The sequence below is a fragment of the Promicromonospora kroppenstedtii genome, assembly GCF_044389675.1.
Classification (GTDB): Bacteria; Actinomycetota; Actinomycetes; order Actinomycetales; family Cellulomonadaceae; genus Promicromonospora; species Promicromonospora kroppenstedtii.
Genome location: NZ_JBIRYI010000014.1, coordinates 165,381 through 187,686 on the forward strand (window position 1 = coordinate 165,381; position 22,306 = coordinate 187,686).

At 74.0% G+C, this 22,306-nt stretch carries 24 protein-coding genes and 1 pseudogene; 19 read left to right on the forward strand and 6 right to left on the reverse strand.

Features of this window, described 5'->3' with window-relative positions:
• The first annotated feature begins 53 nt into the window (after nt 1–53).
• Both ACH47X_RS21335 and ACH47X_RS21340 read left to right on the forward strand, forming a co-directional pair.
• Nucleotides 54–800 carry a sugar phosphate isomerase/epimerase family protein gene (locus ACH47X_RS21335; protein ID WP_397406733.1) on the forward strand — a complete coding sequence of 249 codons (747 nt, stop codon included), beginning with the start codon at nt 54–56 and terminating at the stop codon, nt 798–800.
• Nucleotides 797–1,903, forward strand: coding sequence for a Gfo/Idh/MocA family protein (locus ACH47X_RS21340; protein ID WP_397406735.1), 1,107 nt, complete (start codon nt 797–799; stop codon nt 1,901–1,903). The genes ACH47X_RS21335 and ACH47X_RS21340 overlap by 4 nt, the downstream gene beginning before the upstream one ends.
• Here ACH47X_RS21340 and ACH47X_RS21345 read toward each other — a convergent pair.
• A complete protein-coding gene (locus ACH47X_RS21345) occupies nt 1,893–2,513 on the reverse strand; it encodes a TetR/AcrR family transcriptional regulator (RefSeq protein ID WP_397406737.1) in 621 nt (206 codons plus the stop codon). The two genes, ACH47X_RS21340 and ACH47X_RS21345, sit on opposite strands and share 11 nt — an antisense overlap.
• Before the next feature lie 75 nt (nt 2,514–2,588).
• Here ACH47X_RS21345 and ACH47X_RS21350 point away from each other — a divergent pair, with 75 nt between their 5' ends.
• From ACH47X_RS21350 to ACH47X_RS21370, 5 genes are all read left to right on the forward strand, one after another.
• A complete protein-coding gene (locus ACH47X_RS21350) occupies nt 2,589–3,230 on the forward strand; it encodes an NADPH-dependent F420 reductase (RefSeq protein WP_397406739.1) in 642 nt (213 codons plus the stop codon).
• Nucleotides 3,231–3,234: 4 nt separating this feature from the next.
• The gene (locus ACH47X_RS21355) at nt 3,235–3,981 is read left to right on the forward strand and encodes a class I SAM-dependent methyltransferase (RefSeq protein WP_397406741.1); all 747 of its coding nucleotides are present in this window, start codon (nt 3,235–3,237) and stop codon (nt 3,979–3,981) included.
• A 24-nt stretch (nt 3,982–4,005) separates the two neighbouring features.
• Complete coding sequence (locus ACH47X_RS21360; protein ID WP_397406743.1) at nt 4,006–5,223, forward strand: MFS transporter; 1,218 nt, start codon at nt 4,006–4,008, stop codon at nt 5,221–5,223.
• Between the two features lie 66 nt (nt 5,224–5,289).
• Complete coding sequence (locus ACH47X_RS21365) at nt 5,290–6,018, forward strand: molybdopterin-dependent oxidoreductase (RefSeq protein ID WP_397406745.1); 729 nt, start codon at nt 5,290–5,292, stop codon at nt 6,016–6,018.
• Nucleotides 6,011–6,700: a cytochrome b/b6 domain-containing protein gene (locus ACH47X_RS21370; RefSeq protein ID WP_397406747.1), complete on the forward strand. Its 690-nt coding sequence runs from the start codon at nt 6,011–6,013 to the stop codon at nt 6,698–6,700. Before ACH47X_RS21365 ends, ACH47X_RS21370 begins: the two co-directional genes overlap by 8 nt.
• Here ACH47X_RS21370 and ACH47X_RS21375 read toward each other — a convergent pair.
• The 4 genes from ACH47X_RS21375 to ACH47X_RS21390 form a co-directional block, all read right to left on the reverse strand.
• Nucleotides 6,601–7,035, reverse strand: a complete 435-nt coding sequence (locus ACH47X_RS21375) for a hypothetical protein (RefSeq protein WP_397406749.1) — start codon at nt 7,033–7,035, stop codon at nt 6,601–6,603. The two genes, ACH47X_RS21370 and ACH47X_RS21375, sit on opposite strands and share 100 nt — an antisense overlap.
• A complete protein-coding gene (locus tag ACH47X_RS21380) occupies nt 7,022–7,225 on the reverse strand; it encodes a hypothetical protein (RefSeq protein ID WP_397406751.1) in 204 nt (67 codons plus the stop codon). The genes ACH47X_RS21375 and ACH47X_RS21380 overlap by 14 nt, the downstream gene beginning before the upstream one ends.
• A 5-nt stretch (nt 7,226–7,230) precedes the next feature.
• A complete protein-coding gene (locus tag ACH47X_RS21385; RefSeq protein ID WP_020014034.1) occupies nt 7,231–7,674 on the reverse strand; it encodes a VOC family protein in 444 nt (147 codons plus the stop codon).
• A 63-nt stretch (nt 7,675–7,737) separates the two neighbouring features.
• Nucleotides 7,738–8,166, reverse strand: a complete 429-nt coding sequence (locus ACH47X_RS21390; RefSeq protein ID WP_397406753.1) for a hypothetical protein — start codon at nt 8,164–8,166, stop codon at nt 7,738–7,740.
• Between the two features lie 133 nt (nt 8,167–8,299).
• Between ACH47X_RS21390 and ACH47X_RS21395 the strand changes: the two genes are divergently transcribed.
• The 11 genes from ACH47X_RS21395 (at nt 8,300) to ACH47X_RS21445 (ending at nt 21,014) form a co-directional block, all read left to right on the forward strand.
• Nucleotides 8,300–9,001 (forward strand): CGNR zinc finger domain-containing protein, encoded by a 702-nt coding sequence (locus tag ACH47X_RS21395; RefSeq protein WP_397406755.1) that lies wholly within the window; start codon nt 8,300–8,302, stop codon nt 8,999–9,001.
• Nucleotides 9,002–9,253: 252 nt separating this feature from the next.
• A complete protein-coding gene (locus tag ACH47X_RS21400) occupies nt 9,254–10,285 on the forward strand; it encodes a LacI family DNA-binding transcriptional regulator (protein ID WP_397406757.1) in 1,032 nt (343 codons plus the stop codon).
• Nucleotides 10,282–11,235 carry a carbohydrate ABC transporter permease gene (locus ACH47X_RS21405; RefSeq protein WP_142037881.1) on the forward strand — a complete coding sequence of 318 codons (954 nt, stop codon included), beginning with the start codon at nt 10,282–10,284 and terminating at the stop codon, nt 11,233–11,235. The genes ACH47X_RS21400 and ACH47X_RS21405 overlap by 4 nt, the downstream gene beginning before the upstream one ends.
• 4 nt (nt 11,236–11,239) lie before the next feature.
• Nucleotides 11,240–12,067 carry a carbohydrate ABC transporter permease gene (locus ACH47X_RS21410; protein WP_020014039.1) on the forward strand — a complete coding sequence of 276 codons (828 nt, stop codon included), beginning with the start codon at nt 11,240–11,242 and terminating at the stop codon, nt 12,065–12,067.
• Nucleotides 12,068–12,105: 38 nt separating this feature from the next.
• Nucleotides 12,106–13,380: an ABC transporter substrate-binding protein gene (locus ACH47X_RS21415; protein WP_397406760.1), complete on the forward strand. Its 1,275-nt coding sequence runs from the start codon at nt 12,106–12,108 to the stop codon at nt 13,378–13,380.
• A gap of 55 nt (nt 13,381–13,435) precedes the next feature.
• Nucleotides 13,436–14,605, forward strand: a complete 1,170-nt coding sequence (locus tag ACH47X_RS21420; RefSeq protein ID WP_397406762.1) for an ADP-ribosylglycohydrolase family protein — start codon at nt 13,436–13,438, stop codon at nt 14,603–14,605.
• Nucleotides 14,602–15,981 carry an ADP-ribosylglycohydrolase family protein gene (locus tag ACH47X_RS21425; RefSeq protein ID WP_397406764.1) on the forward strand — a complete coding sequence of 460 codons (1,380 nt, stop codon included), beginning with the start codon at nt 14,602–14,604 and terminating at the stop codon, nt 15,979–15,981. Before ACH47X_RS21420 ends, ACH47X_RS21425 begins: the two co-directional genes overlap by 4 nt.
• Complete coding sequence (locus ACH47X_RS21430; RefSeq protein WP_397406766.1) at nt 15,978–16,904, forward strand: ribokinase; 927 nt, start codon at nt 15,978–15,980, stop codon at nt 16,902–16,904. Before ACH47X_RS21425 ends, ACH47X_RS21430 begins: the two co-directional genes overlap by 4 nt.
• A complete protein-coding gene (locus ACH47X_RS21435; RefSeq protein WP_397406768.1) occupies nt 16,901–18,961 on the forward strand; it encodes an SUMF1/EgtB/PvdO family nonheme iron enzyme in 2,061 nt (686 codons plus the stop codon). Before ACH47X_RS21430 ends, ACH47X_RS21435 begins: the two co-directional genes overlap by 4 nt.
• On the forward strand, nt 18,958–20,166 hold the full coding sequence (locus tag ACH47X_RS21440) for a CaiB/BaiF CoA transferase family protein (RefSeq protein WP_397406770.1): 1,209 nt from the start codon (nt 18,958–18,960) through the stop codon (nt 20,164–20,166). The genes ACH47X_RS21435 and ACH47X_RS21440 overlap by 4 nt, the downstream gene beginning before the upstream one ends.
• The gene (locus tag ACH47X_RS21445) at nt 20,163–21,014 is read left to right on the forward strand and encodes an HpcH/HpaI aldolase/citrate lyase family protein (RefSeq protein ID WP_397406772.1); all 852 of its coding nucleotides are present in this window, start codon (nt 20,163–20,165) and stop codon (nt 21,012–21,014) included. Before ACH47X_RS21440 ends, ACH47X_RS21445 begins: the two co-directional genes overlap by 4 nt.
• Before the next feature lie 14 nt (nt 21,015–21,028).
• On the opposite strand, the gene ACH47X_RS21450 is transcribed toward ACH47X_RS21445, so the two are convergent.
• On the reverse strand, nt 21,029–21,841 hold the full coding sequence (locus ACH47X_RS21450) for a hypothetical protein (RefSeq protein ID WP_397406777.1): 813 nt from the start codon (nt 21,839–21,841) through the stop codon (nt 21,029–21,031).
• Here ACH47X_RS21450 and ACH47X_RS21455 point away from each other — a divergent pair.
• Nucleotides 21,822–22,306, forward strand: a pseudogene (locus ACH47X_RS21455) (hypothetical protein); the annotation flags it as partial. The gene ACH47X_RS21450 and the pseudogene ACH47X_RS21455 sit on opposite strands and share 20 nt — an antisense overlap.

Here is a 22,306-nt window from a genome sequence, read left to right on the forward strand (position 1 = left end):
GCTCGTCGGCGGCTCACCGACGAGCCGGGTTCACCGACGAACTAGGGGGTTCCATGCCGACGACGACGCCGACATCCGTGCAGCTCTACTCGGTCCGAGACGCAGTCGCCCACGACCTTCCCGGCACCATCGCGCGCCTCGCCGAGATCGGCCTCGGGTACGTGGAGCCGTACGCCTTCCACGAGCGCACCGACGAGTTCCGGCGGGCGTTCGCGGCGGCGGGCGTGGCCGCGCCGTCGGGCCACGCGCCCGTGCTCGCCGCGGAGGAACCCGCGGCGATCTTCGACGCGGCGGCCGCACTGGGGATGGACACCGTGATCGACCCGTTCCTGCCCGCGGAGGAGTGGCGGACGGCCGACCAGGTGGCCCGGCTCGCCGAGCGGGTGAACGCCCTGGCGGCGCTCGCGGCCGAGCGCGGGCTGGAGTTCGGGTACCACAACCACGCCTGGGAGCTCAGCACCCGCATCGACGGCCGGCACGCCCTGGAGGTGTTCGTGGACCACCTGGCGCCCGGGGTGGTCCTGGAGGTGGACACGTACTGGGCGGCCGTCGGGGGAGCGGACGCCCCGGCCCTCCTGACCGCGCTGGGCGACCGGGTGCGCCTCATCCACGTCAAGGACGGCACGCTCGACGGCGACGTCGACCGGCAGCAGCCCGCCGGCGCGGGCGAGGTGGACGTGCCCGCCATCCTGGCGGCCGCCCCGGCGGCGACCCGCGTCATCGAGTTCGACGCGTACGGCGGCGACGTCTTCGACGGCATCGCGCGGTCGCTGGCCTGGCTGACGGAGCACGACCGATGAGCCGGCCGGGCGCCGCGGGCGTCGGCATCGTCGGGGCGGGCAACATCTCGACCCAGTACCTGGAGAACCTGACCCGGTTCGCCGACGTCGAGGTCCGGTTCGTCGCCGACCTCGACCTCGCGCGCGCCGCCGAGCGGGCACAGGAGTACGGCGTGGCGGCGTCGGGCAGCGTGGACGAGCTGCTGGCCCGGGACGACGTCGACGTCGTCGTCAACCTCACCGTCCCCGCGGTGCACACCGAGGTGGGGCACCGCATCCTGGCCGCGGGCAAGCACGTGTGGAGCGAGAAGCCCGTCGCCCTGGACCGGGACGCCGCGGCGGCCCTCCTGGCGGACGCCGAGGCGCGCGGCCTGCGCGTCGCGTGCGCCCCGGACACGGTGCTGGGCGCGGGCATCCAGACGGCGCTGCGGGCCGTCGCGCGCGGCGACATCGGGGAGCCGCTCACGGCGACCACGATGTTCCACGTGCCCGGCCCGGAGTCGTGGCACCCCAGCCCCGACTTCCTGTTCGCGCGCGGCGCAGGCCCGCTGTTCGACATGGGGCCCTACTACGTGACCACGCTCGTGCACGTGCTGGGCTCCGCGACCCGCGTCCAGGCGGTGGCCTCGACCTCCCGCCAGAGCCGCACCATCGGCAGCGGCCCCCGCGCCGGCGAGGCGTTCCCCGTCGAGGTGCCGACCCACCACGCCGCCCTGATCGAGTTCGGCGAGGGACGCTCGGCCCAGTCCACGTTCTCGTTCCAGCACGCGCTGCCCCGCAGCGGGTTCGTCGAGGTCAACGGCACCGAGGGCACCATCGTGCTGCCCGATCCCAACGGGTTCGACGGCGCCTCCACGCTGTGGACGTACGGCTCCGACGAGCCGACGGCGCTGCCGGCCGCGGGCCCCGAGTTCGGCCGCGGCGCCGGTGTCGTCGACCTGGTGCGCTCGATCCGCGACGGCGGCACCGAACGGGCGTCGGGCGCCGTCGCGGCGCACGTCCTGGACATCCTGCTCGGCGTCCGGGACGCGGCGGAGGCGGGACAGCCGGTGAAGATCGGCTCCGCCGTCGACCCGATCGCCCCGCTCCCGGAGGGCTGGGACCCGGCGGCGGCTACGGGGTAGGGCCGGGCAGGAGCCGCTCCAGCAGGGCCAGCGACCGCCGGACGTCGACGGCCTCCGGGTCCAGCAGCCACTGGAGCTGCAGCCCGTCCGACGCCGCCGCGACCAGCGCGGCGGCGTCGTCCGGGTCGATGTCGGCGGCGACCGCGCCGGAGGCCTGGCCGGCGCGCACGCGCTCGGCCAGGTCGGCGCGCACGCGCCGGAACCGGGCGTGCACGAACTCGCGGGTCTCCGGGTGCTGCTCCGCCTGCAGCGCGTCGGTCGTGAGCGTCGCGTACAGCTCGACCAGGCCGGGGATCGACGCGTTGCGCTCGGCGCTGCGCTCCATCATCGCCACGGCCGACACCTCCTCGGGCGCCGATGGCTCGTGGGCCGTGGCCTCCCGCACCGTGGCCTCGTGCGCCCGGTACACCTCGATCAGCAGCTCGTCGCGGTGCGCGAAGTAGTAGCGCAGTGCCGCGTGGGAGACGCCGATCGCCTCGCCGATCGCCCGCAGGGACGCACCCACGCCTCGTTCCACGAAGACGGCGATGGCGCTCGCGAGGATCTGCGCGCGCCGCTCCGGGGCCTTCCGGTACGACCGTGCCCGGTCTGCCGTGTCGCCGTTCACCATGGGGGCCATCGTACGAACGGCAACCGGGCGCGGAGCGGGTGGAATGCTGCGCGCCGTCCCGGGGTTGCCGCTCGTATGACTACGTTCGGCATCATCGGAGCAGGGAACATCGGCAGCCAGGTCGCCCGCGTGGCGATCGCGCAGGGCAACGAGGTCGTGATCGCCAACTCGCGCGGTCCCGAGACCCTCGCCGACCTGGTGGCGGAGCTCGGGCCCAAGGCCCGCGCGGCGACCGCCGAGGAGGCAGCCGCCGCGGCCGACGTCGCCGTCGTCTCGGTGCCGCTGAAGGCCTACCGTGACCTCCCGGTGGAGCCGCTGGCCGGCAAGGTCGTGCTCGACACGAACAACTACTACTGGGAGCGCGACGGCCACATCGAGGCCCTCGACCGCGGCGAGGCGACGGTCTCCGGCCTGCTCCAGGAGCACCTGCCGACCTCCAAGGTCGTCAAGGCGTTCAACCAGATCGTGGCCGCCGCGATCACCACCGACGGCACCCCGGCCGGCACGCCGAACCGCCGCGCCCTGGCCACGGCGAGCGACTACCCCGAGGCCGTCGAGCTGGTCACCGCGTTCTACGACGCGGCGGGCTTCGACACCGTCAGCGCCGGCCCGCTCAGCGAGTCGTGGCGCTTCGAGCGCGACCGCCCGGCCTACGTCTCCCGGCAGAACGCCGAGGAGCTCCGGGAGAACCTGACCAAGGCGCAGCGGGTCCTCTGATCCGGTGAGCACCGCCGACCCCTGGTCCGCCGTCGCCGACGACTGGGGCCGCTACTGGGGCACCTTCGCCCGCCCGGTCTGGGAGCCGCTGCTCACCACTGCGGCGACCGGCCCGGGCAGCCGCGTGCTCGACGTGGGCTGCGGCAGCGGCGAGCTGCTCGAGCACCTCCAGGACCGGGGCGCCCGGGCCGGCGGCGTCGACCCGGCGGCCCGGATGGTCGAGCTCGCGCGGGCCCGCGCCGTCGGCGCCGACGTGCGCCGCGGTGACGTCGAGCACCTCCCGTTCGACGACGACGCCTTCGACACCGTGCTCGCCGTCAACGCGGTGCAGTTCGCCGACGACCTGGACGACGCGCTGGCCGAGATCGCCCGGGTGCTGGCGCCGGGCGGCGTCGTCGGACTGGCCGGCTGGGCCGACCGGAGCCGCAACGACCTGGACGCGATCAACGTGGCGCTCGCGGAGGCCGACGACGAGGACCCGCCCGAGGACGGCCCGCTGCGCCTGCCCGGCGGCCTCGCCGACCTCCTGGCCGACGCCGGCTGGACGGTGCTCGACCACGGCGTGGTGCCGGTCCCGTGGACTGCCCGGAACGCCGACGACCTGGTGCGCGGCATCCTGTTCGGCGAGGGCGACGCGACGGTCGCCGACCTCGCACCCGTCGTCGTCGAGGCCGCCGCGCCGTTCCGCCGTCCGGACGGCGGCTACCGCCTGCTGAACGCGTTTCGCTGGGCGGTGGCCCGGCGTCCCTGAACGGCGTCGGTAGGGTGAGGCCACGTGAGCCTCCCGACCGACCCCGACCAGCCCATCCTGCGCGTACCCGGGATCGGGGCCCTGGTATGGATGTCGCTGTGCGGGTTCGCCGGCTACGCGCTCCTGCTGCCGACCGCGCCCCTGTGGGCCATCCACGGCGGCGCCGACGAGGCCGGCGCGGGGCTCGTGAACGCCGTGCTCATGGCGGCCACCGTCGCCTTCCAGACCACCGTGCCCTGGGCCCTGCGCCGGCTGGGGTGGCGCAGCACGCTCGTCGCGGGCGTGCTCCTGCTCGGCCTGCCGTCGCTGGCGCTCGTGCTCACCGACCAGCTCGGCTGGATCCTCGCCGCCTCCGCCGTGCGGGGTGCCGGGTTCGCCGTCGTCACGGTCTGCGGCGCGACGGCGATCGCCGAGCTCGTCGGCGCCGCCCGGCGCGGCCGGGCGATCGGCGTCTACGGTCTCGCGGTCGCGGCCCCGCAGGTGTTCCTCACCCCGAGCGCCGCCTGGGTCGCCGAGTCCGTCGACTTCCGGGTCGTGTTCGTCGTCGGCGCGCTGCCCGCGCTCGCCGTGCCCTTCGCGGTGGCCCTGGGCAACCGGCTGGACCTGCTCACCGCCGGCCACGCGGACGCCGTCGCGCCACACGTGCACGACGGCGCACCGGCCGGCCGCGCGCGGATGCTGCTGCCGCTGGTGCTGCCCTCGCTCGTGCTGCTCGCCGTGACCACGCCCGGGGGCGCGCTGCTCACGTTCGCGCCGCAGCTCGGGTACGGCGCGCTGGTCGCCATGGTGGGGCTGCTCGGGCTCACGCTCGCCGCCGCCCTGTCCCGCTGGCTCGTCGGCGGCCTGGCCGACCGGTTCGGGCCCAGCCGGTTCGTGCCGCCGCTCCTGCTGCTCTGCGCGGCGGCCCTGGTGCTGTGCGGCTGGTCGATCACCGGCTCGGGCCCCGGCGCGGCCTGGCTCGTGGTGGGCATGACGCTCGTGGGCGTCTCGTACGGCAGCCTGCAGAACCTCACGCTGGTCACCGCGTTCGCCGCCGTGCCCGACCGGGAGCGCAGCGTCGCCAGCGCCGTCTGGAACATCGGGTTCGACACGGGTACCGGGCTCGGCTCGCTCGTGGTCGGCTTCATCGCGGCCGGCACGAGCTTCACCGTGGGCCTGGCGACCACGGCCGCGCTGTGCGTCGTCGTCGCGGCGGTGGCGTCCCTGAGCGCGCGGACCGCCGCGCGCCGCGCCGTCCAGTAGCACCAGGGTGGGGACCAGGGGAGCACCCTGGTGCCCTCGCGCCCGCGTCCGGGTGAGGGTGGCGGCATGATCGACAAAGGAATGCCCGCTGCCGGAGTGCCCGACGCCGCCGGCCCCGCGGGGCGGCCGGTGGGGCGCCGGATCGTGCTGGCGATGCTCGGCCTGGGCGCCGCGGGCGTAGCCGTGGGACCCGCGGTGCGCAGCGGGCTCGGCGAGGTGCGCGCGGCCCTGTCCCGGGTCGCGCCCGCGGTGGTGCCGGACGACCGCGGCTTCCGCTACTTCAGCGTCGTCGGCTCCGTGCCCCGCAAGGACGCGACGACCTACCGGCTCACCGTCGGCGGCCTCGTCGACCGGCCCGCGACGTACACGCTCGACCAGCTCGCGGCGCTGCCGCAGACCACGGTCGTGCACGACGCCGTGTGCACCGACGGCTGGCAGGTCGACGCGGTGCCGTTCACCGGTGTGCTGCTACGCGACCTGCTGGACGCCGCCGGGGTGCGGGACGAGGGCGCCGCCGTCCGGTTCACCTGCTTCGACGGCGCCTACTCGGAGAGCCTCACCCTCGAGCAGGCGCGCCGGTCGGACGTCGTGGTCGCGCTGCGGATGTTCGACGAGCCGGTCCCGCACGACAGCGGCGGCCCGGTGCGGCTCTTCGTCGCGCCGATGTACTTCTACAAGTCGGCGAAGTGGCTCTCCGGGATCGAGGTCACCAGCCAGGTCCAGCAGGGGTACTGGGAGGACTACGGCTACCCCGTGGACGGCTGGCTGCCCGGCGAGGAGCCGGTCGGTGCCTGAGCGCGTGCTGCGGTTCAGCCCCGCCGAGCGGGCCGTCCACCGGGCGACCGGGCTGCTGTTCCTGGTCTGCCTGCTCACCGCGGTCGCGCTCTACGTGGTGCCCGTCGCGCAGCTCGTGGGGCGGCGGCTCGTGGTCGAGACCCTCCACGAGTGGTCCGGGATCCTGCTGCCGGTACCCGCCCTGCTCGGACTCTGGTCCGGCCCGTTCCGGGCCGACCTGCGGCGCCTCGACCGGTTCACCCCGCAGGACCGGCGCTGGCTGGCGAGCCTGCGGTCACCCGACCCGCACCGCGGCCGGCTCGCGGGGAAGTTCAACGCCGGCCAGAAGCTCTGGGCGGCCTGGCTCGCGGGTGCCGTCCTGGTCATGCTCGGCACCGGACTGCTGCTGTGGTTCAAGTTCGCGCTCGGGTTGGTCCCGCGCGCCGGCGTCGTGCTCGTCCACGACGCCGGCGCCTACGCGCTCGCCGTCGTCGTCGCCGGCCACGTGCTCAAGGCGCTCGCCGACCCGGAGGCCCGGCGCGGCATGCGCACCGGGTCCGTCCGGCGGTCGTGGGCGGCGCGGGAGCATGCCCTCTGGCTCGGTCAGAAACCGAAGTCCCCGATCCCGCCGCCCCCGTACGACGGCGGCTCGTCGTCGCCCTCGGCGCCCCACGCCTCCCAGGCCGCGGACGACGCCGCGTAGGTGGCGACGACGCCGAGGATCGCGGCGCTGACGGCGCTGCTCAGGGCCGCCCCCGGCCCGTCCGTGCCCAGCACCTGGGCGAGCCCGCCGCGCTGCCGGGCCTCGACCCGGGCCGCCGCCCGCCCGAGGGCGGGGGCGGACGGGTCGGCGGGCCGGTCGTCACGGCTCGTCGCGTCGGCGGTGAGCCGGTCGAACACCACCGCTCGCTCGGCCGGGGTCAGCCGCTCGAAGGCCTCGACGTGCACCTGCTCGACGGTCTGCGAGGGGGCGGACCGCAGCATGCGCTCGGTGCGGTCGAGGGCTCCGGCGTCGGCCGGCTGGTCAGACCGGCTCATCGTCGGCCCCCACGATCCGGTAACCCCGCTCGGCGAGGGCCCGTGTCATGTGCTCGGCGTACCACTCGGGCCAGGCCTCGTCGTACACGCCGCCCAGCTCCTGCTCCTCGTGGACCCCGTGCGCCGCCGCGGCGCGCTTGAGCAGGTCCAGCAGGATCTCGTTCGCTGCCGGGTCGGGTGCGCTCGTCATCTCCGTCACCGGCCCGGGAGGCGGTCGACGATCTGCTGGAGCACCCACTCGTTGCCGTCCGGGTCGGCGAACGACGCGAACGACGCGTAGCTGTCGTGCTCCGGGTGCGGCCCGGGTACGCGGTTCTCGGTGCCGGCCCAGTGGAAGACGCCGTCCTGGTCGTGCCAGATCTCGCTGACGTCGGCGCCGTGCTCCACGAGCTCGGCCCGGGCCGCGGCGATGTCCGACACGATCAGGTGCAGGCCGCGCACGGAGCCCGGCGCGGCGTCCGTCAGGTGCTCGCCGAAGATGATCGAGGCGGCCGACCCGGGCGGGGTCAGCTGCACGACCCGCAGGCCGCGCTCGGTGGAGAAGTCGGCGTCCTGGCGCCAGCCGAGCTGCCCGTAGAAGGCCTTGGCACGGTCCACGTCGGCGACGGGCAGGACGACGACCTCGAGCTTGAGTTCCATGATTCTCTCCGTTTTCTGGGGGTTCTGCGGTGGGGGTGTGGTCGGGGGTGGGGAGCTGCGGAACTACCTGGCCTGCAGCGGGCCCGCGAAGGACTTGCGCAGGGAGGAGGGGCCGACGAGGGGGAGCAGCGCCGCGAGCAGCTTGCGCTGGAGGGTCTGGGGCTGACGGGTCAGCTCGACGTCGATCCGGCTGCCGCCTTCGTCGGGGGTGACCTGGAAGACCCAGCCGCCGCCGGGCCCGAACACCTTCGAGTCCAGTGTGGTGATGTCCACGCGACCGCGCTCGGCGTCCCACTCGTAGCGGGCCCGCTCCCAGGCGGCGGCGGTGCCCTCGGTCACCTCGGCCCAGGTCTCGCCCTGCTCGTGGACCGTCAGGTGGTCGGCGTCGATCGTGGGCCAGGCCTCGGCCCGGGCCGGGCCGAAGTCGGTCAGGACGGCCAGGGCGGCCTCGGGGGAGAGCGTCGAGTCGAGGTGAAAGCGGACGGCGGTCATGGTCATGCTCCTCAGTTGGGGTAACCGGTTTGAGCGGTTACTGCGATGACCAGAACTCTGACACACGATCCGTAACCCGTCAAACTGGTTACAGGGACTTGTGCGTCACCGCGTCACCGTTCAGAATGGTTACGTGAACCACGCCTTCCCCTGCGGGACGCTCGCGCTCGACTTCCTCGGCACCCTGCGCGCCCGCCGCAATCCCGTGCCGGCCGAGAAGCTGGCCACGCCGGAGCTCCTCGACGACTGGTTCGTCGAGTCGGGCATGCTCGACGCCGCTCCCCACGCCGACGGCGCCGACCTCGCCGCCGCCGTGGAGCTGCGCGAGTCGCTGTACCTGCTCGTCGAGGACCGGCTGGGCGGGCGCGCGGCGCTCGCGGCCGCGGCTTCCGCTGCGGCGGCGGACCTGGCCGGGCAGGCCGGGCCCGCCGACACCGGCGACCGGGTCGAGCCCGCCGATCCCGCCGCGCTCGCCGCGGCCGTCGAGGTGCTCAACCGGTACGCCGCGGAGCCGCCGGTCACGGTGCGGCTGGAGGTCGCGGGCGGTGCTGGCGCCGGCGACGCCGCCGCGAGCATCCGCCGCACCGGCACCGCCGCGCAGGGCCTGGCCGCCGTCGCCCGCGAGGCCGTCGAGATCCTGGGCGGTCCCGACGCCGCCCTGCTGCGCGAGTGCGGCCGCCCCGAGTGCACCCAGGTCTACCTCGACCGCTCGCGCGGCCACCGTCGCGAGTGGTGCGCCATGCGCACGTGCGGCAACCGGGTCAAGGTCTCGGCCTACCGCTCCCGCCACCGCACGTCGACCCCGACCCCGACCCCGACGATGTCGCACGCGTGACCACTGCGCCCGGATGTGCGCTTCTACCCAGTCATCAGGCTCGAAACGAGGGCTGTTCTCGGGCCCGATGACTGGGTAGAAGCGCACTTTCCGACACCCGTCCGTGCGCCCCCGCCCGGGCCGCTGCTTGACGGCTCGCGCGCCGCGGTGCAACACTGACGCCCATCGCCGGAAACGTTTCCAGTGATCGCTCGGCCGGAAACTGGAAACGTTTCCAGAACGGGCAGGACCTCACGAGGAAGTGGAGTGACAGTGTCGTCATCACGCGCCACCCTGATGCAGGTGGCCGAGCGCGCCGGGGTGTCGCTCGCGTCGACCTCGCGCGCGCTGCACGGCACGGGCGCGAGCAGCAAGATGGTGGACCGCGTCCGCGCGGCCGCCGCCGAGCTGGGCTACAGCCCGGACGCGATCGGCAGGTCGCTGCGGATGAAGCGCACGTTCCAGGTCGCCTTCGCCGTCGCCGACATCGGCAACCCGGTCTACGTCGAGATGCTCACCGCCATCCATGAGGTGCTCGCGCCGCACGGGTACCGCGTCGTCGTCATGTCCACGGGGCACACCGTCGGCTCCACGGTCGACCTGGTCCGCAGCCTCGGCAGCGGCTTCGTGGACGGCCTCATCGTCAGCCCGCTGCGCACTGACGACGTGCTCGTCGAGGCGATCCGGCAGGCCCCCGTGCCGGTCGTCGTCATCGGCCGCTCGCTGGAGCAGCAGGGGATCGACTCCGTCTCGACCGACTCGGCCGCGGGTCTCGGCCAGGCGGTCGCCCACCTCGTGGAGATCGGCCGCCGCCGCATCGGCTTCGTCAACGGCCCGCTCGACACCACCCCGGGCGCCGCGCGCCAGCGCGGGTTCGACGCCGCCACGAGCGGCCCGGGCTTCGCCGGCGACCACGCCGAGACCGAGCGGGCCGACGACTTCACCGTCGCTGCCGGGCTCGCCGCCGCTCGCCGGCTGCTGTCCCGCACCCCGGCGGCCGGCCCGTTCGACGCCGTCGTCGCCGCCAACGACCTGCTCGCCATCGGCGTCATCCGCGCCGCACGGGAGCTGGGGCTCTCGGTACCCGGCGACCTCGCCGTCACCGGCATGGACGACACCGAGATCGGCCGCGTCTTCCAGCCCAGCCTGACGAGCGTCTCGCTCGGTTCTGCCGAGCGCGGCACCGCCGCGGCCCGGCTCGTCCTGGACCGGGTCGACGACGTCGCCGAGCCCGCCCAGCAGATCGCCATCGGACCGCGCCTGTTCGTGCGCGAGTCCACCGCCAAGGAGATGAGCGCACGATGACCGTCCTCGCCTCGCCCCGGCCGTCGCCGCCGCGGCCCCGGCGCAACCGAGCCCCGCGGGGCATCGAGCGGGCCCGGCGCCGCGAGGCCGCCGCGCTGGTGATGCCGTCGCTGCTGCCGATCCTGGTGCTGTCCGTCGCGCCGCTGCTCATGGGCGTGCTGCTCGCGTTCACCGACGCGGAGCTGGTGCGCCGCCCGGACTACCAGTTCGTCGGCGTCGACAACTTCGTGCGGCTGGCCGGCAACTCGTTCTTCTGGGAGTCGTTCCGCATCGGCATGGTGTGGGCGGTCTCGGTGACGCTGCTCCAGCTCGTCGCGGCGCTCGGCCTGGCGCTGCTGCTGAACTCCGGCCTGCGGCTCCAGGGGCTCACCCGCGTGCTCGCCCTGATCCCGTGGGCGATGCCGCCCGTCGTCGTGGCGATCATGTGGAAGATGATCTACTCGCCCAACGCGGGTCCGCTCAACGCGTTCCTGGGCTCCGTCGGCCTGCCGGACGACATCAACTGGCTCGCCGACTTCTCGACCGCGCTGCCCGCCGTGATCGTCGTCGGCGTCTGGGTGGGCATGCCCCAGACCACGGTGACGCTGCTCGCCGGGCTGCAGCAGATCCCGGACGAGCTGCACGAGGCCGCCGCGATGGACGGCGCCGGCGCCTGGCGCCGGTTCTGGGCGGTCACGCTGCCCAGCCTGCGGCCGATCGTCACGTCGATCACGTCGCTCAACTTCATCTGGAACTTCAACTCGTTCTCCCTGGTCTACGTGCTGACCGAGGGCGGGCCCGGCGGCCGCACCATGCTGCCGATGCTGTTCACCTACCTCGAGGCGTTCAAGAACCGGAACATCGGCTACGCCGCCGCGATGGGCGTCGTGCTCGTCGTCGTGGTGGTCCTCCTCCTGGCCCTGTACCTGCGCTCGCAGTTCCGCGAGGACCGCACCGAGAAGAAGGGCTGAGCCGATGCGCACCCTCGTCCGCCCCGCCCAGTACGTGGCGCTGGCCGGTTACATCCTGTTCCTGGGGTTCCCGCTGCTGTGGCTGATCTCGGCATCGGTGAAGTCGTCCGGCGAGCTGAACTCGCTGGTCGTGAACCTGCTGCCGCAGGAGTGGCACTGGGAGAACTACTCCGAGGCGCTGGCCCGGCAGGGGCTCGTGCAGTCGGCGGCCAACAGCGCGATCGTCGCGCTCGCGTCCACCGCGCTCGTCATCCTCATCGCGTTGCCGGCCTCCTACGTGCTGGCGCGGCTCAAGGGCGCGATCCGCGCGGCCGGCGTCGGCTGGATCCTGGTGAGCCAGGTGTTCCCGGTGATCCTCGTGATCCTGCCGCTGTTCCTCATCCTGCGGACGATCGGGCTGACGGACAGCCTGGTCGGACTCACACTCGTGCACACCACCTACACGCTGCCGTTCGCGCTGTGGATGCTGCAGGGGTACGTGGCCGCGATCCCCGTGGAGCTGGAGGAGGCGGGGTCGATGGACGGCGCCAGCCGCCTGGTGGTGCTGCGCCGGATCGTCGTCCCGCTGCTCGCTCCCGGCGTCGTCGCCACGGCGATGTTCAGCTTCGTGTCCTCGTGGAACGAGTTCTTCTTCGCGCTCGTGCTGCTCCAGTCGCCCGAGAACTACACCCTGCCGATCACCCTGTCGACGTTCATCGGCGGCGAGGGCAAGGTCGCGCTCGGCCCCCTGGCGGCGGGCTCCGTGCTCGCCGCGATCCCCAGCATCGTCTTCTTCTCGATCATGCAGAAGAAGCTCACCGGCGGCCTCATGGCCGGGGCGGTCAAGGGATGACCGTCCGTACCCGCACCACCAACCCGAAAGGCCGACCCATGAAGTCTCGTGGAGTGTTCATCGCCGCATGCCTCACGACCACCACCCTGCTGCTCGCGGCCTGCGGCAGCGGCGACGCGGGCGACGGCGGCCCGGTCACCCTCAAGTTCCAGGCGCTGTCCGACCAGCCGGCCGCCATCGAGGCGACGGAGTCGATCGTCGAGGACTGGAACGAGGCCAACCCCGACGTCCAGGTCGAGATCGTCCCGGCGGGCTGGGACGGCGTCTACGACAAGCTGATCACCCAGTTCAACGGCGGCGCCGCGCCCGACATCATCCACTACGAGGCCGCGAGCATCGTCTCGTTCGCCCGGGACGGCTACCTCGCCGACCTGACCGACCTCATGTCGGACGAGCGCCGCGCCGACATCCCGCAGGGCATCCTCGACTCGGTCACGGTCGACGACCAGGTGGTCGCCTACCCGACCGAGCTGCAGTCCTACGTGGTGTTCGCCAACCGCACGCTGCTGGAGGACGCCGGGGTCGAGGTCCCGACCGGCGACACCATGACGTGGGACGAGCTGCGCGAGATCGCGCAGGCCACCACGAAGGGCGACGTCTACGGCCTCGGCTGGGGCCTGTCCAGCCCGACGGCGGCGTTCATGTCGCTGGCCCCCGGGTTCGGCGGCACCTACATCACGGGCACCGGCGAGGACGCCGACCTGACCGTCGGCGCCGGCGAGATGGCGCTGCCCGAGCTGGTGCACGCCATGGCCTACGACGACAAGACGATCCTGCCGGTGACCCTGACCCAGTCCGGGTCGGAGGCCATCGCGTCGTTCTACGCCGGGCAGACGGCGATGACGGTGCAGGGCTCGTACCAGGCGGCCAACATCGCCAAGGACGCACCCGAGGACCTCGACTGGGTGGCGCTGCCTCCGCTGGCGGGCCCCGAGGGCCCGCAGCAGGCCGCCAACCCGCAGACGCTGTCGGTCAACATCGACTCCGAGCACGTCGAGGAGTCGGCCGAGTTCATCGAGTTCTTCACGCAGACGGACCACCTGGCCGCGCTGAACGAGGCGGACGCCCTGATCCCGGCGACGACGTCGGCCCAGGAGGCCATGACCGCCAAGCTCGGCGACGAGAACGGCTGGAGCACGATCCTTGCCTCGGGCCAGAACTTCACCGCGGCGCCGTACCTGTTCGCCGACTCGTACGCGCAGTGGAAGGACACGGTGGCGACGCCGGCCTACCAGCGCTACCTCGCGCAGGAGACCGACGAGGCGGAGCTCGCCGACCAGCTCACGAGCGGCTGGGACGAGATCACGCAGTAAGACCGACGCGAGCGACGACTGACGTACGCGACGCAGGAACGACGAGGGAGATACCGTGAGCTGGTTAGAGGACCGGTCGGTGGCCGTGATCACCGGTGCCGCAGTGGGGGACGCCCTGGGTGGGGCGACCGAGGGGTGGACGCCGGAGCAGATCGAGGAGCGGCACGGGGGCCGCGTGCGCGGCATCGTCGGGCCCTGGTACCCCAACTGGCGCGACGCCCGCCCCATCGCCCCGTACCACAAGGGGGACGGGCACATCACGGACGACACCCTCATGACCCGGGCACTCGTCGAGGTCTACGCCAAGCGGCGCGCGCACCTGGACGCGTACGCCATGGCGGAGGACCTGGTGCCGCTGATGATCGGGGAGCCCCGGTGGATCCCCGAGCTCGAGTCGACGGCGCTGCTGCTCCAGCGGGTGTTCCTCGCCGAGAAGTGGCTGGTGGCGCGCCTGCACTACGGGCACGTCGACCCGCGCGAGGCCGGCGTCGGCAACGTCGTCAACTGCGGCGCGGCGATGTACGCCGCGCCCGTGGGGCTGGTGAACGCGGGTGACCCCCGCGGCGCCTACGCCGAGGCGATCGACCTCACCGGCGCGCACCAGTCCAGCTACGGCCGCGAGGCGGCCGGGGTCTTCGCGGCGATGGTCGCGGCCTCGGTCGCCCCGGGCGCCACGCTGGACGACGTCGTGGCGGCCGCGCTGGACGTGGCGCACGACGGGACGGCGGACGCGCTCCGCGCCGTCGTCGACGCCCTCGAAGGCTGGCCCGAGGCACCCACGAGCGACGACGAGGAGCGCAAGCTCGCCCGCCTCGTGCGGGAGGTCGTCGCCCCCTACGACTCGGTCGGCCCGGAGTACCGGCAGATGTCGATGGACGCGCGTCGTCCCTCGCGGACCAAGTCGATCGAGGAGCTGCCGGTGGCCCTCGGGCTCCTGCTCGGACACCGTGGCGACTTCCGCGGCTCCGTGCTGGCCGCCGTGAACTACGGGCGCGACGCCGACTCGATCGCCGTCATGGCGGGTGCTGTCGCCGCCGGCCTCGGCGGCAGCGACGTGGTGCCCGCCGACTGGCTCGACGAGATCGAGACCGCCAGCAAGATGGACGTCCGCGAGACGGGTCGCCTCATGGCGGACGCCGCGGGCGACATCCTGCGGGCGGACCGTGAGCGGGCGCTGGCCCGGCTCACGGAGCTGGACGCCGTCGGGGCGGGTGAGCCCGCGTGAGGCTGACCTGGGCCCAGCCCGAGGACCTCCTGGCGCACGAGCTCGTGCAGTCGGCGGCCGAGGGCAAGGACGTCGCCGATGTCCGCGACCGCTGGGTCGCCGCGGGCGGCGACCCGACGCCGGCGGTCAGCGGTGCGGGTCCCGTCCCGGCGCCGCCGGAGCTGCGGGCGCTCGCCCGGGAGCTGCTGGACGAGCTGGACGCGCGGCAGGGAGCTTCTGCTCCGGGGTCATGGTCCGAGATCGAGGCGTCGCTCCCGGCGGCGCCCGCGCTGCCCGGCCGTCCGGCCGGAGGCGACGCCGCCTACGCCGCCCGGGTCCAGGGCGCCTGGACCGGCCGGGCCGCGGGCTGCCTGCTCGGCAAGCCGGTCGAGAAGATCCCGCGCGCCGGCATCGAGGAGATCCTGCGGTCCACCGGCCGCTGGCCGCTGGACCGCTGGTTCACCGCCGTCGGCCTGCCCGACGACGTCGCGGACCGCTGGCCGTGGAACCGCCGGTCGGCGCCGACGTCGCTGGAGGAGAACATCTCCGGGATGCCCGAGGACGACGACCTCAACTACCCGATCCTGGCCCTCACCCTCCTGGAGAAGCACGGCCGCGGGTTCACCACGGACGACGTCGCGCAGCTCTGGCTGGACAACCTGCCCGCCGGGCGCACCTTCACGGCCGAGCGCGCCGCCTACCGCAACATCCTGGACGCGGTGCCGGTGCCCGAGACGGCCACGCACCACAACCCGTTCCGCGAGTGGATCGGCGCGCTCATCCGCACCGACCTGCTCGGCTGGGTCTCGCCCGGCGACGTGCGGGGCGCGGCCCGGCTGGCCTGGGCCGACGCGAGGCTCAGCCACACGGGCGACGGGATCTTCGGGGCCATGTGGGCCGCGGGTCTGGCCTCCGCGGCGGTGGTCGCGGCCGACGTCGAGCAGGTGTTGGACGCGGCCGAAGCCGTGGTCCCGCCCGGCAGCGGTCTCGCCGCGGCCGTGGCCCTGGGCCGCTCCCTGGGTCGCGACAACGACGGGAGCGAGGCCCAGGTGCGCGCCGGCCTGGACCGCATCCACGCCGAGTACGGGCACCTGCACTGGGTGCACACCCTCAACAACGCCGCCGTGATCGCGTTCGCGCTGACCGCGGGCCGGGGCGAGTTCGGGCCGAGCGTCTCGATCGCCGTCACGGCGGGCTTGGACACCGACTCCGCGGGGGCGACCGTGGGCGGCATCGTCGGGGCGCTCCATCCCGAAGGAATGGGCGAGCGGTGGACCGCGCCCCTGGACGGGCGCATCGCGACGTCCCTGCCCGGTGGCGAGCAGCGCATCGCGGACCTGGCGCGGCGGACGGTCGCGCTGGCGTCGCCGGCCGTGCCGGCCGGGGGTGCCGCATGAGCGGGACCGTGGTGGTGGTCGGGTCGGCCAACGTGGACCTCGTGGTCGACGTGCCCAGGCACCCCGCCGGCGGCGAGACCATCCTGGGCGGCGACCTGCGCCGCACGCCGGGTGGGAAGGGCGCCAACCAGGCCGTCGCCGCGGCGCGCGCCGGGGGAGCGGACACCACGTTCGTCGGGGCGCTGGGCCGGGACGAGTCGGCCGAGCTGCTGCTCACTTCGCTCGGCGCGGCGCGTGTGCGCACCGACACGGTCGACCGGATCGACGCCCCGACCGGGACGGCCCTGATCACGGTCTCGCCCGACGGCGAGAACGCGATCGTCGTGGCGCCCGGCGCCAACTCGCACGTGCGGGTCGGGGCGGCGCAGGCCCGGCGGATCGCCGCGGCCGACGTCGTGCTGGCGCAGCTCGAGATCCCGCTCGACACCGTGATCGCGGCGGCCCGGGAACGCCGGGACGGTGCGCTGTTCGTGCTCAACGCGGCGCCGTCACGCGAGCTGCCCGAGGCGCTCTGGGAGCAGGTCGACGTGCTCGTGGTCAACGAGCACGAGGCGGCGGACCTGGCGGGGCCGGGCTCCGGCGCCGCGACGCCCGAGGATCTCGCGGCGGCCCTGCTGGCCCGGGTCCCGGCCGTGGTCGTGACCCTGGGCGCCGCGGGCAGCCTCGTGGCCCGGCGCGGCGGCGAGCCCGTCCGCGTCCCGGCCGCCGTGGTCGCGGCGGTCGACACCACCGGCGCGGGCGACACCTACTGCGGCGTCCTCGCGGCGGCGCTGGCGCAGTCCGGGCCGGCAGGCCTCGCGCGGGCCGCCCGGCTCGCCGGGGCCGCCGGAGCGCTCGCCGTCACGAGACCCGGCGCGCAGGACGCCGTGCCGCACGCCGCCGACGTTGTCGCGCTGGCGGAAGAACTGGGAAAGGCACCATGAGCTACACCTTCGACCCGCTGGTCCCGCGGCCGATCGACCGGCCGACCGAGGTCGTCGTCGGGCCCCTGACCGCCGAGCGGAGCGCGGCCCTGGACGAGGCCAAGATCTTCTCCGGGCCCGCCGACCCGGCCGCCCGCCCGGCCTGGCGCGAGACGCTGCACGCCTGGCGGGCCGACGCGCGGGAGCGGCACGGTTATACCGGCGCCGCCTACGAGCGGCCCGAGGCCGCCTGGGCCGCGCGGTGCAGCACCGTGGCGCAGGTCTGGCTGTGGGACGAGCTGCTCTACTCGTTCGAGGAGGGCCGGTTCACTCCGGAGGTGTTCCTCGCCGACGCCCGGGAGCGGTTCGGCGGGCTCGACGCCGTCGTCCTCTGGCACGCCTACCCCGTGATCGGGCTGGACGACCGCAACCAGTGGGACTTCTACCGGGACGTGCCGGGGCTCGTGGCGCTCGTGGGCGCCTTCCACGAGGCCGGGCTGCACGTGTTCGTCGACTACAACCCGTGGGACGTCGGCACCCGGCGCGGGGCGGACGACCTCACCGAGCTCGCCGCCGTGGTGCGCGAGCTGGGGGCGGACGGCGTCTTCCTCGACACCCTGAAGAAGGCCGAGCCCGAGCTGGTCGCGCGCCTGGAGGCCGCGCGGCCCGGGATCGTGCTGGAGGGCGAGTCCAAGCTGCCGGTCGAGCGCATCGAGGACCACTCGTCGTCGTGGGCGCAGTTCTTCGCCGACTCCCCGGTGCCGGGCGTGCTGCGCGCGCACTGGTACGAGCGCCGGCACATGCAGCACCACGTGCGGCGCTGGCACCGCGACCACTCCGAGGAGCTGCAGTCCGCGTGGCTGAACGGCGTCGGCGTCATGGTGTGGGAGGTCGTGTTCGGCGTGTGGGTCGGCTGGTCCCGGCGCGACGCGGCGACCGTCCGCCGCATGGTGACGGTCCAGCGCGCCGCCGGCGACCTGCTGCTCGACGGCGGGTGGACGCCGCTGGCGCCCCTGGCCCCGGAGGCGGAGGCCGTGGGTGTGTACGCGTCACGGTGGTCGCTGGGCGGGGTCACGCTGTGGACGCTGGTGAACCGAGGCGAGACGGACTACGCGGCGCCGGTGCTGGACGCCGCTGCCGCGGAGCGGGCAAACGGACGCCTCGTTCCGCTCTCGGACGTGTCAGACGCGACGGACGTGATCGTGCCCGGGCGGGGCATCGCCGCCCTGCTGCACATCGCCGACGACGTCGCGGACCCGGCCTGGCTGCCGGGTCTGCTCGACGCCCTGCGCGAGACGCCGCACGACCCCGACGCCAGGTTCCCGCACCGGCTGGCGCGCCGCGTGGGCGGGTCAGACGTGCAGCCCCGGGTGACCCACCCGTCTGACACGTCGGGGGCGGACCCGGACGCCGTCGTCGTCCCGGCCGGCGACTACGTCCTGACCGTCCGCTACCGCGCCCGCGAGACCGGGATGTACCAGGGCGCGCCGTACGTGGACGAGTGGAAGCCGCTGCCGCCGCGCCTGCACGACGCGCGCACCCTGCAGCGCGACGGTGTGCTCCCGACGGCGGTCGCGGTCGCGGGGTCCGAGGTGACGAACGCCCAGTTCGCCGCGTTCCTGGACGCGACGGGCTACGCGCCGGCCGAGCCGCACCGGTTCCTGGCGCACTGGTCCGACGGCCGCCCGGCCGCAGGCACCGAGGACGAGCCGGTCACGTTCGTGGACCTCGACGACGCCCGCGCTTACTGCGCGTGGCGCGGCGGGCGGCTGCCCACGGAGGACGAGTGGCAGCTCGCGGGAGAGGCCACGCCGTCGTCCTTCGGGGTGGAGCGGCCCGGCGTCGCGGTCTGGAGCTGGACCGAGAGCGAGCACAGCGACGGCCGCACGCGGTTCGTCATGCTCAAGGGCGGCAGCGACTACCGCGCCCCCGACTCCGACTGGTACGTCGAGGGCGGGCGGCACGCACCGGACTACGCGGTGAAGCTGCTGCTCCCGGGGCTCGGGCTCGCGCGGGCGGCCACCGTGGGGTTCCGTTGTGCGTGGGACGTCGTCGAAGGGCCGGAGGTGTCGGCATGAGCGTGTCGCGCGACCCCGCCGCCGGCGCCCTGGCCGGACTGCGCGTCGTGGACGCGTCCACGCTCTTCGCCGGGCCGATGGCGGCGATGCACCTGGGCGACCTGGGCGCCTCCGTCGTCAAGGTCGAGCACCCCACCAAGCCCGACCCGTCGCGCACGCACGGGGCGGCCAAGGACGGCGTCAACCTCTGGTGGAAGACGCTGGGCCGCAACAAGCGCACGGTCACCGCCAACCTGGGTTCGGACGGCGGGCGGGAGGTGTTCCTGGCGCTGGCCGAGCGGTCCGACGTCGTCATCGAGAACTTCCGGCCCGGCACGCTGGAGCGCTGGGGCCTGGGCTACGAGGAGCTGTCCGCGCGTAACCCGAGGCTCGTGCTGGCGCGGGTCTCCGGATTCGGCCAGACGGGTCCGTACCGCACCCGCCCGGGGTTCGGCACGCTCGCCGAGGCGATGAGCGGGTTCGCTGCGATGACCGGCGAGCCCGACGGCCCGCCCACGCTGCCGCCCTTCGGGCTGGCGGACGGCGTCGCGTCGCTCGCCACGGCGTTCGCGATCATGACGGCGCTCTCGGCGCGGGAGCGGACGGGGCGCGGCCAGGTCGTGGACACCGCGATCGTGGAGCCGATCCTGGCCATGCTCGGGCCGCAGATCACGCGCTGGGACCAGCTCGGCACGGTGCAGGCGCGGACCGGCAACCGGTCGAGCAACAACGCGCCCCGCAACACCTACCGCACGAGCGACGGGCACTGGGTGGCCGTGTCGACGTCGGCCCAGTCGATCGCGGAGCGCGTGATGCGCCTGGTAGGGCGGCCCGAGCTCGTGGACGAGCCGTGGTTCGCACGGGGCGTGGACCGGGCGCGGCACGCGGACGAGCTCGACGAAGCGGTCGGGGGCTGGATCTCTCGCCGGACGCGGGACGAGGTAGTGGCGGCGTTCGAGGAGGCCCAGGCCGCCGTCGCGCCCGTGTACGACGCGCGGGACATCGTGGCCGACCCGCAGTTCCGGGCGCTCGGGACGATCCACGAGATCGAGGACCCGGAGCTCGGGCCCATGCTGATGCAGGGGCCGCTGTTCCGGCTCTCGGAGAACGACGGCGTCATCGGGTTCACGGGCCGGCCGCACGGCGCGGACACCGACGAGGTGCTGGGGGAGCTGGGCTTCTCGGCGGAGCGGGTGGCCGAGCTGCGGGAGGCGGGGGCGGTATGAGCGGGGCTGCCGTGGCTGTGCCGGGCGGCGGCACGCCGCTGACCCTGCTCTACGTGCCCGCCGACCGCCCCGACCGGGTGGCCAAGGCGCTGTCCTCTTCCGCGGACGCGGTGCTGGTCGACCTGGAGGACGCCGTCGCGCCGTCGCGCAAGGCGGAGGCGCGGGAGAACGCGCGGCTGTCCCTTGCTCTTGTCGGTGACCGGGCTGTTCAGGTGCGGATCAATCACCGCAGCACGCAGTGGCACGCCGAGGATGTCGCTCTCCTTGGCTCGTTGCCCTCCTCGGTGGGAGCCCGGGTGCCGAAGGTGGAATCTGTCGTCGAGGTGCAGGAGCTTGCCGACGCGCTGCCGGGCCGGGCCCTGCACCTGCTCGTCGAGTCGGCGCTCGGCGTCGAGCGGGCCTTCGAGCTCGCGACGGTGTCGCCGCAGGTCGCGTCGATCGGCCTGGGGGAGGCGGACCTGCGCTCCGACCTGCGGGTCGACGACGAGGACGGGCTGCTCTGGGCCCGGAGCCGCGTCGTGGTCGCGGCGCGGGCGGCGGGGCTGGTGGCGCCGGTGATGTCGGCCTACACGAACGTGCGGGACCTGGAGGGGCTGGCGGCGTCGTGCCGGGTGGGGCGCCGGCTGGGCTTCTCGGGGCGGACGGCGATCCACCCCGCGCAGCTCGATGTGATCCGGGCGGCGTTCCTGCCCTCGGCCGAGGAGGTCGCGGCGGCTCGGGAGGTGCTGTCTCGGGTAGCGGGTGCGGCGGACGCCGGGGTGGGGGCGGTGGCGCTGGCGGACGGGACGTTTCTCGACGTGGCGATGGTGGAGCGGGCGCGGTGGGTGGTGGAGCTGGGGTCTGCATAGACCTGGGCTGTGTCTCAGGGGGTGGGGAAGCCGAATGCGCTCAGGACGTCGTCGAAGGTTTCCTCGACGAAGTCGGACCTCGCCCGAAGCAGCGCCTCGATCCGGCCCGGGTCGACCGCAGGAAACCCAGCCGCTGCGGCCCAGGCGATCACGTTGGCGGCGGTGTGCGGGATGTGAGCGTTCAGCCGGCGCACGAACTCGTCAGGGTCCATCCCGTCGGGGCAGAAGACCGCCTCGGGGTCGTCTTCCGCGTAGTGGAGCACCGTGTCGAGGTGCAGCGCGGTCCGCCACGGCCGGCCGGCCGGTGCGAGCCCGGTGACGATCGCGCAGTCACTGTCCAGGACCCAGGCCGAACAGGCGGGAGCCCCCGTCTCGCGGACCAGGTCGGCGAGTGCCGTCGGGCGGTCCTCGTCCCAGTAGCCTGCCTCGACGTGCACCTGCTGCCACCCTGTGTTGGTCAGCCACGCCTGGTCGACGATGACCTCGGGTGGATGACCTTCGGCGATGGATGCGAGCAGGGGGACCTCTTCGAGGGGGCCGTCGCTGCGCGCGACGACGAGATGACCGGTGAATCCCACTGGGTCTGTCCTTCCTGCGTGCTGGTGCCGGACCGCCCGTTCTGCTGTGGGCAGATGCCGACTGTTTCGACGAGCAGTACGAACGGGTGTGCTATATGTTGATGGCATGAAGCGAACGGGTGAGGTGCTGGTTCCGGCAGGCGATGTGCAGCCTGCCGAGTCGGTGCTGCCCGGGAGCAGGGCGGTCGACGTGGCAGGTGTGCGGGCGGTGCGGCGGGTCCTGGCGGAGATGATCTTGCCCGGTGCCACTGACACTCCTGCCGGTGTGCCTGGGGCAGTACAGGCTCAGTGGGTGGACCTGCTCGGTGAACTCGAGGCCGTGAAGAACGCGGTCACCGCGACCCAGGCGCGGCTGGCGGTCGCGTTGGACGAGGCGACCCGCGCCGAGGAAGCCCGGCAGAGCGTCCGGGCCGAGCGGCAAGGACGTGGTGTGCCGAACCAGGTCGGTGCGGCACTGCGGGTGAGCCCGCACGCGGGTGCCGGGTTCGTGTCCACGTCACGGGTGTGGGTCACCCAGATGCCGCACACGTTCACTGCGTTGCAGGCCGGGGTGCTGTCCCAATGGCGGGCCACGCTCCTGGTCCGGGAGACCTCCCACCTCTCCCTGGAGCACCGTGTGCTGATCGACGAGGAGATCTGCGGCCCCACCCACCTGACCGAACTCGCGACGATGAGCACCCGACGACTGATCGCCCGGATCAAGGAACTCGCCGC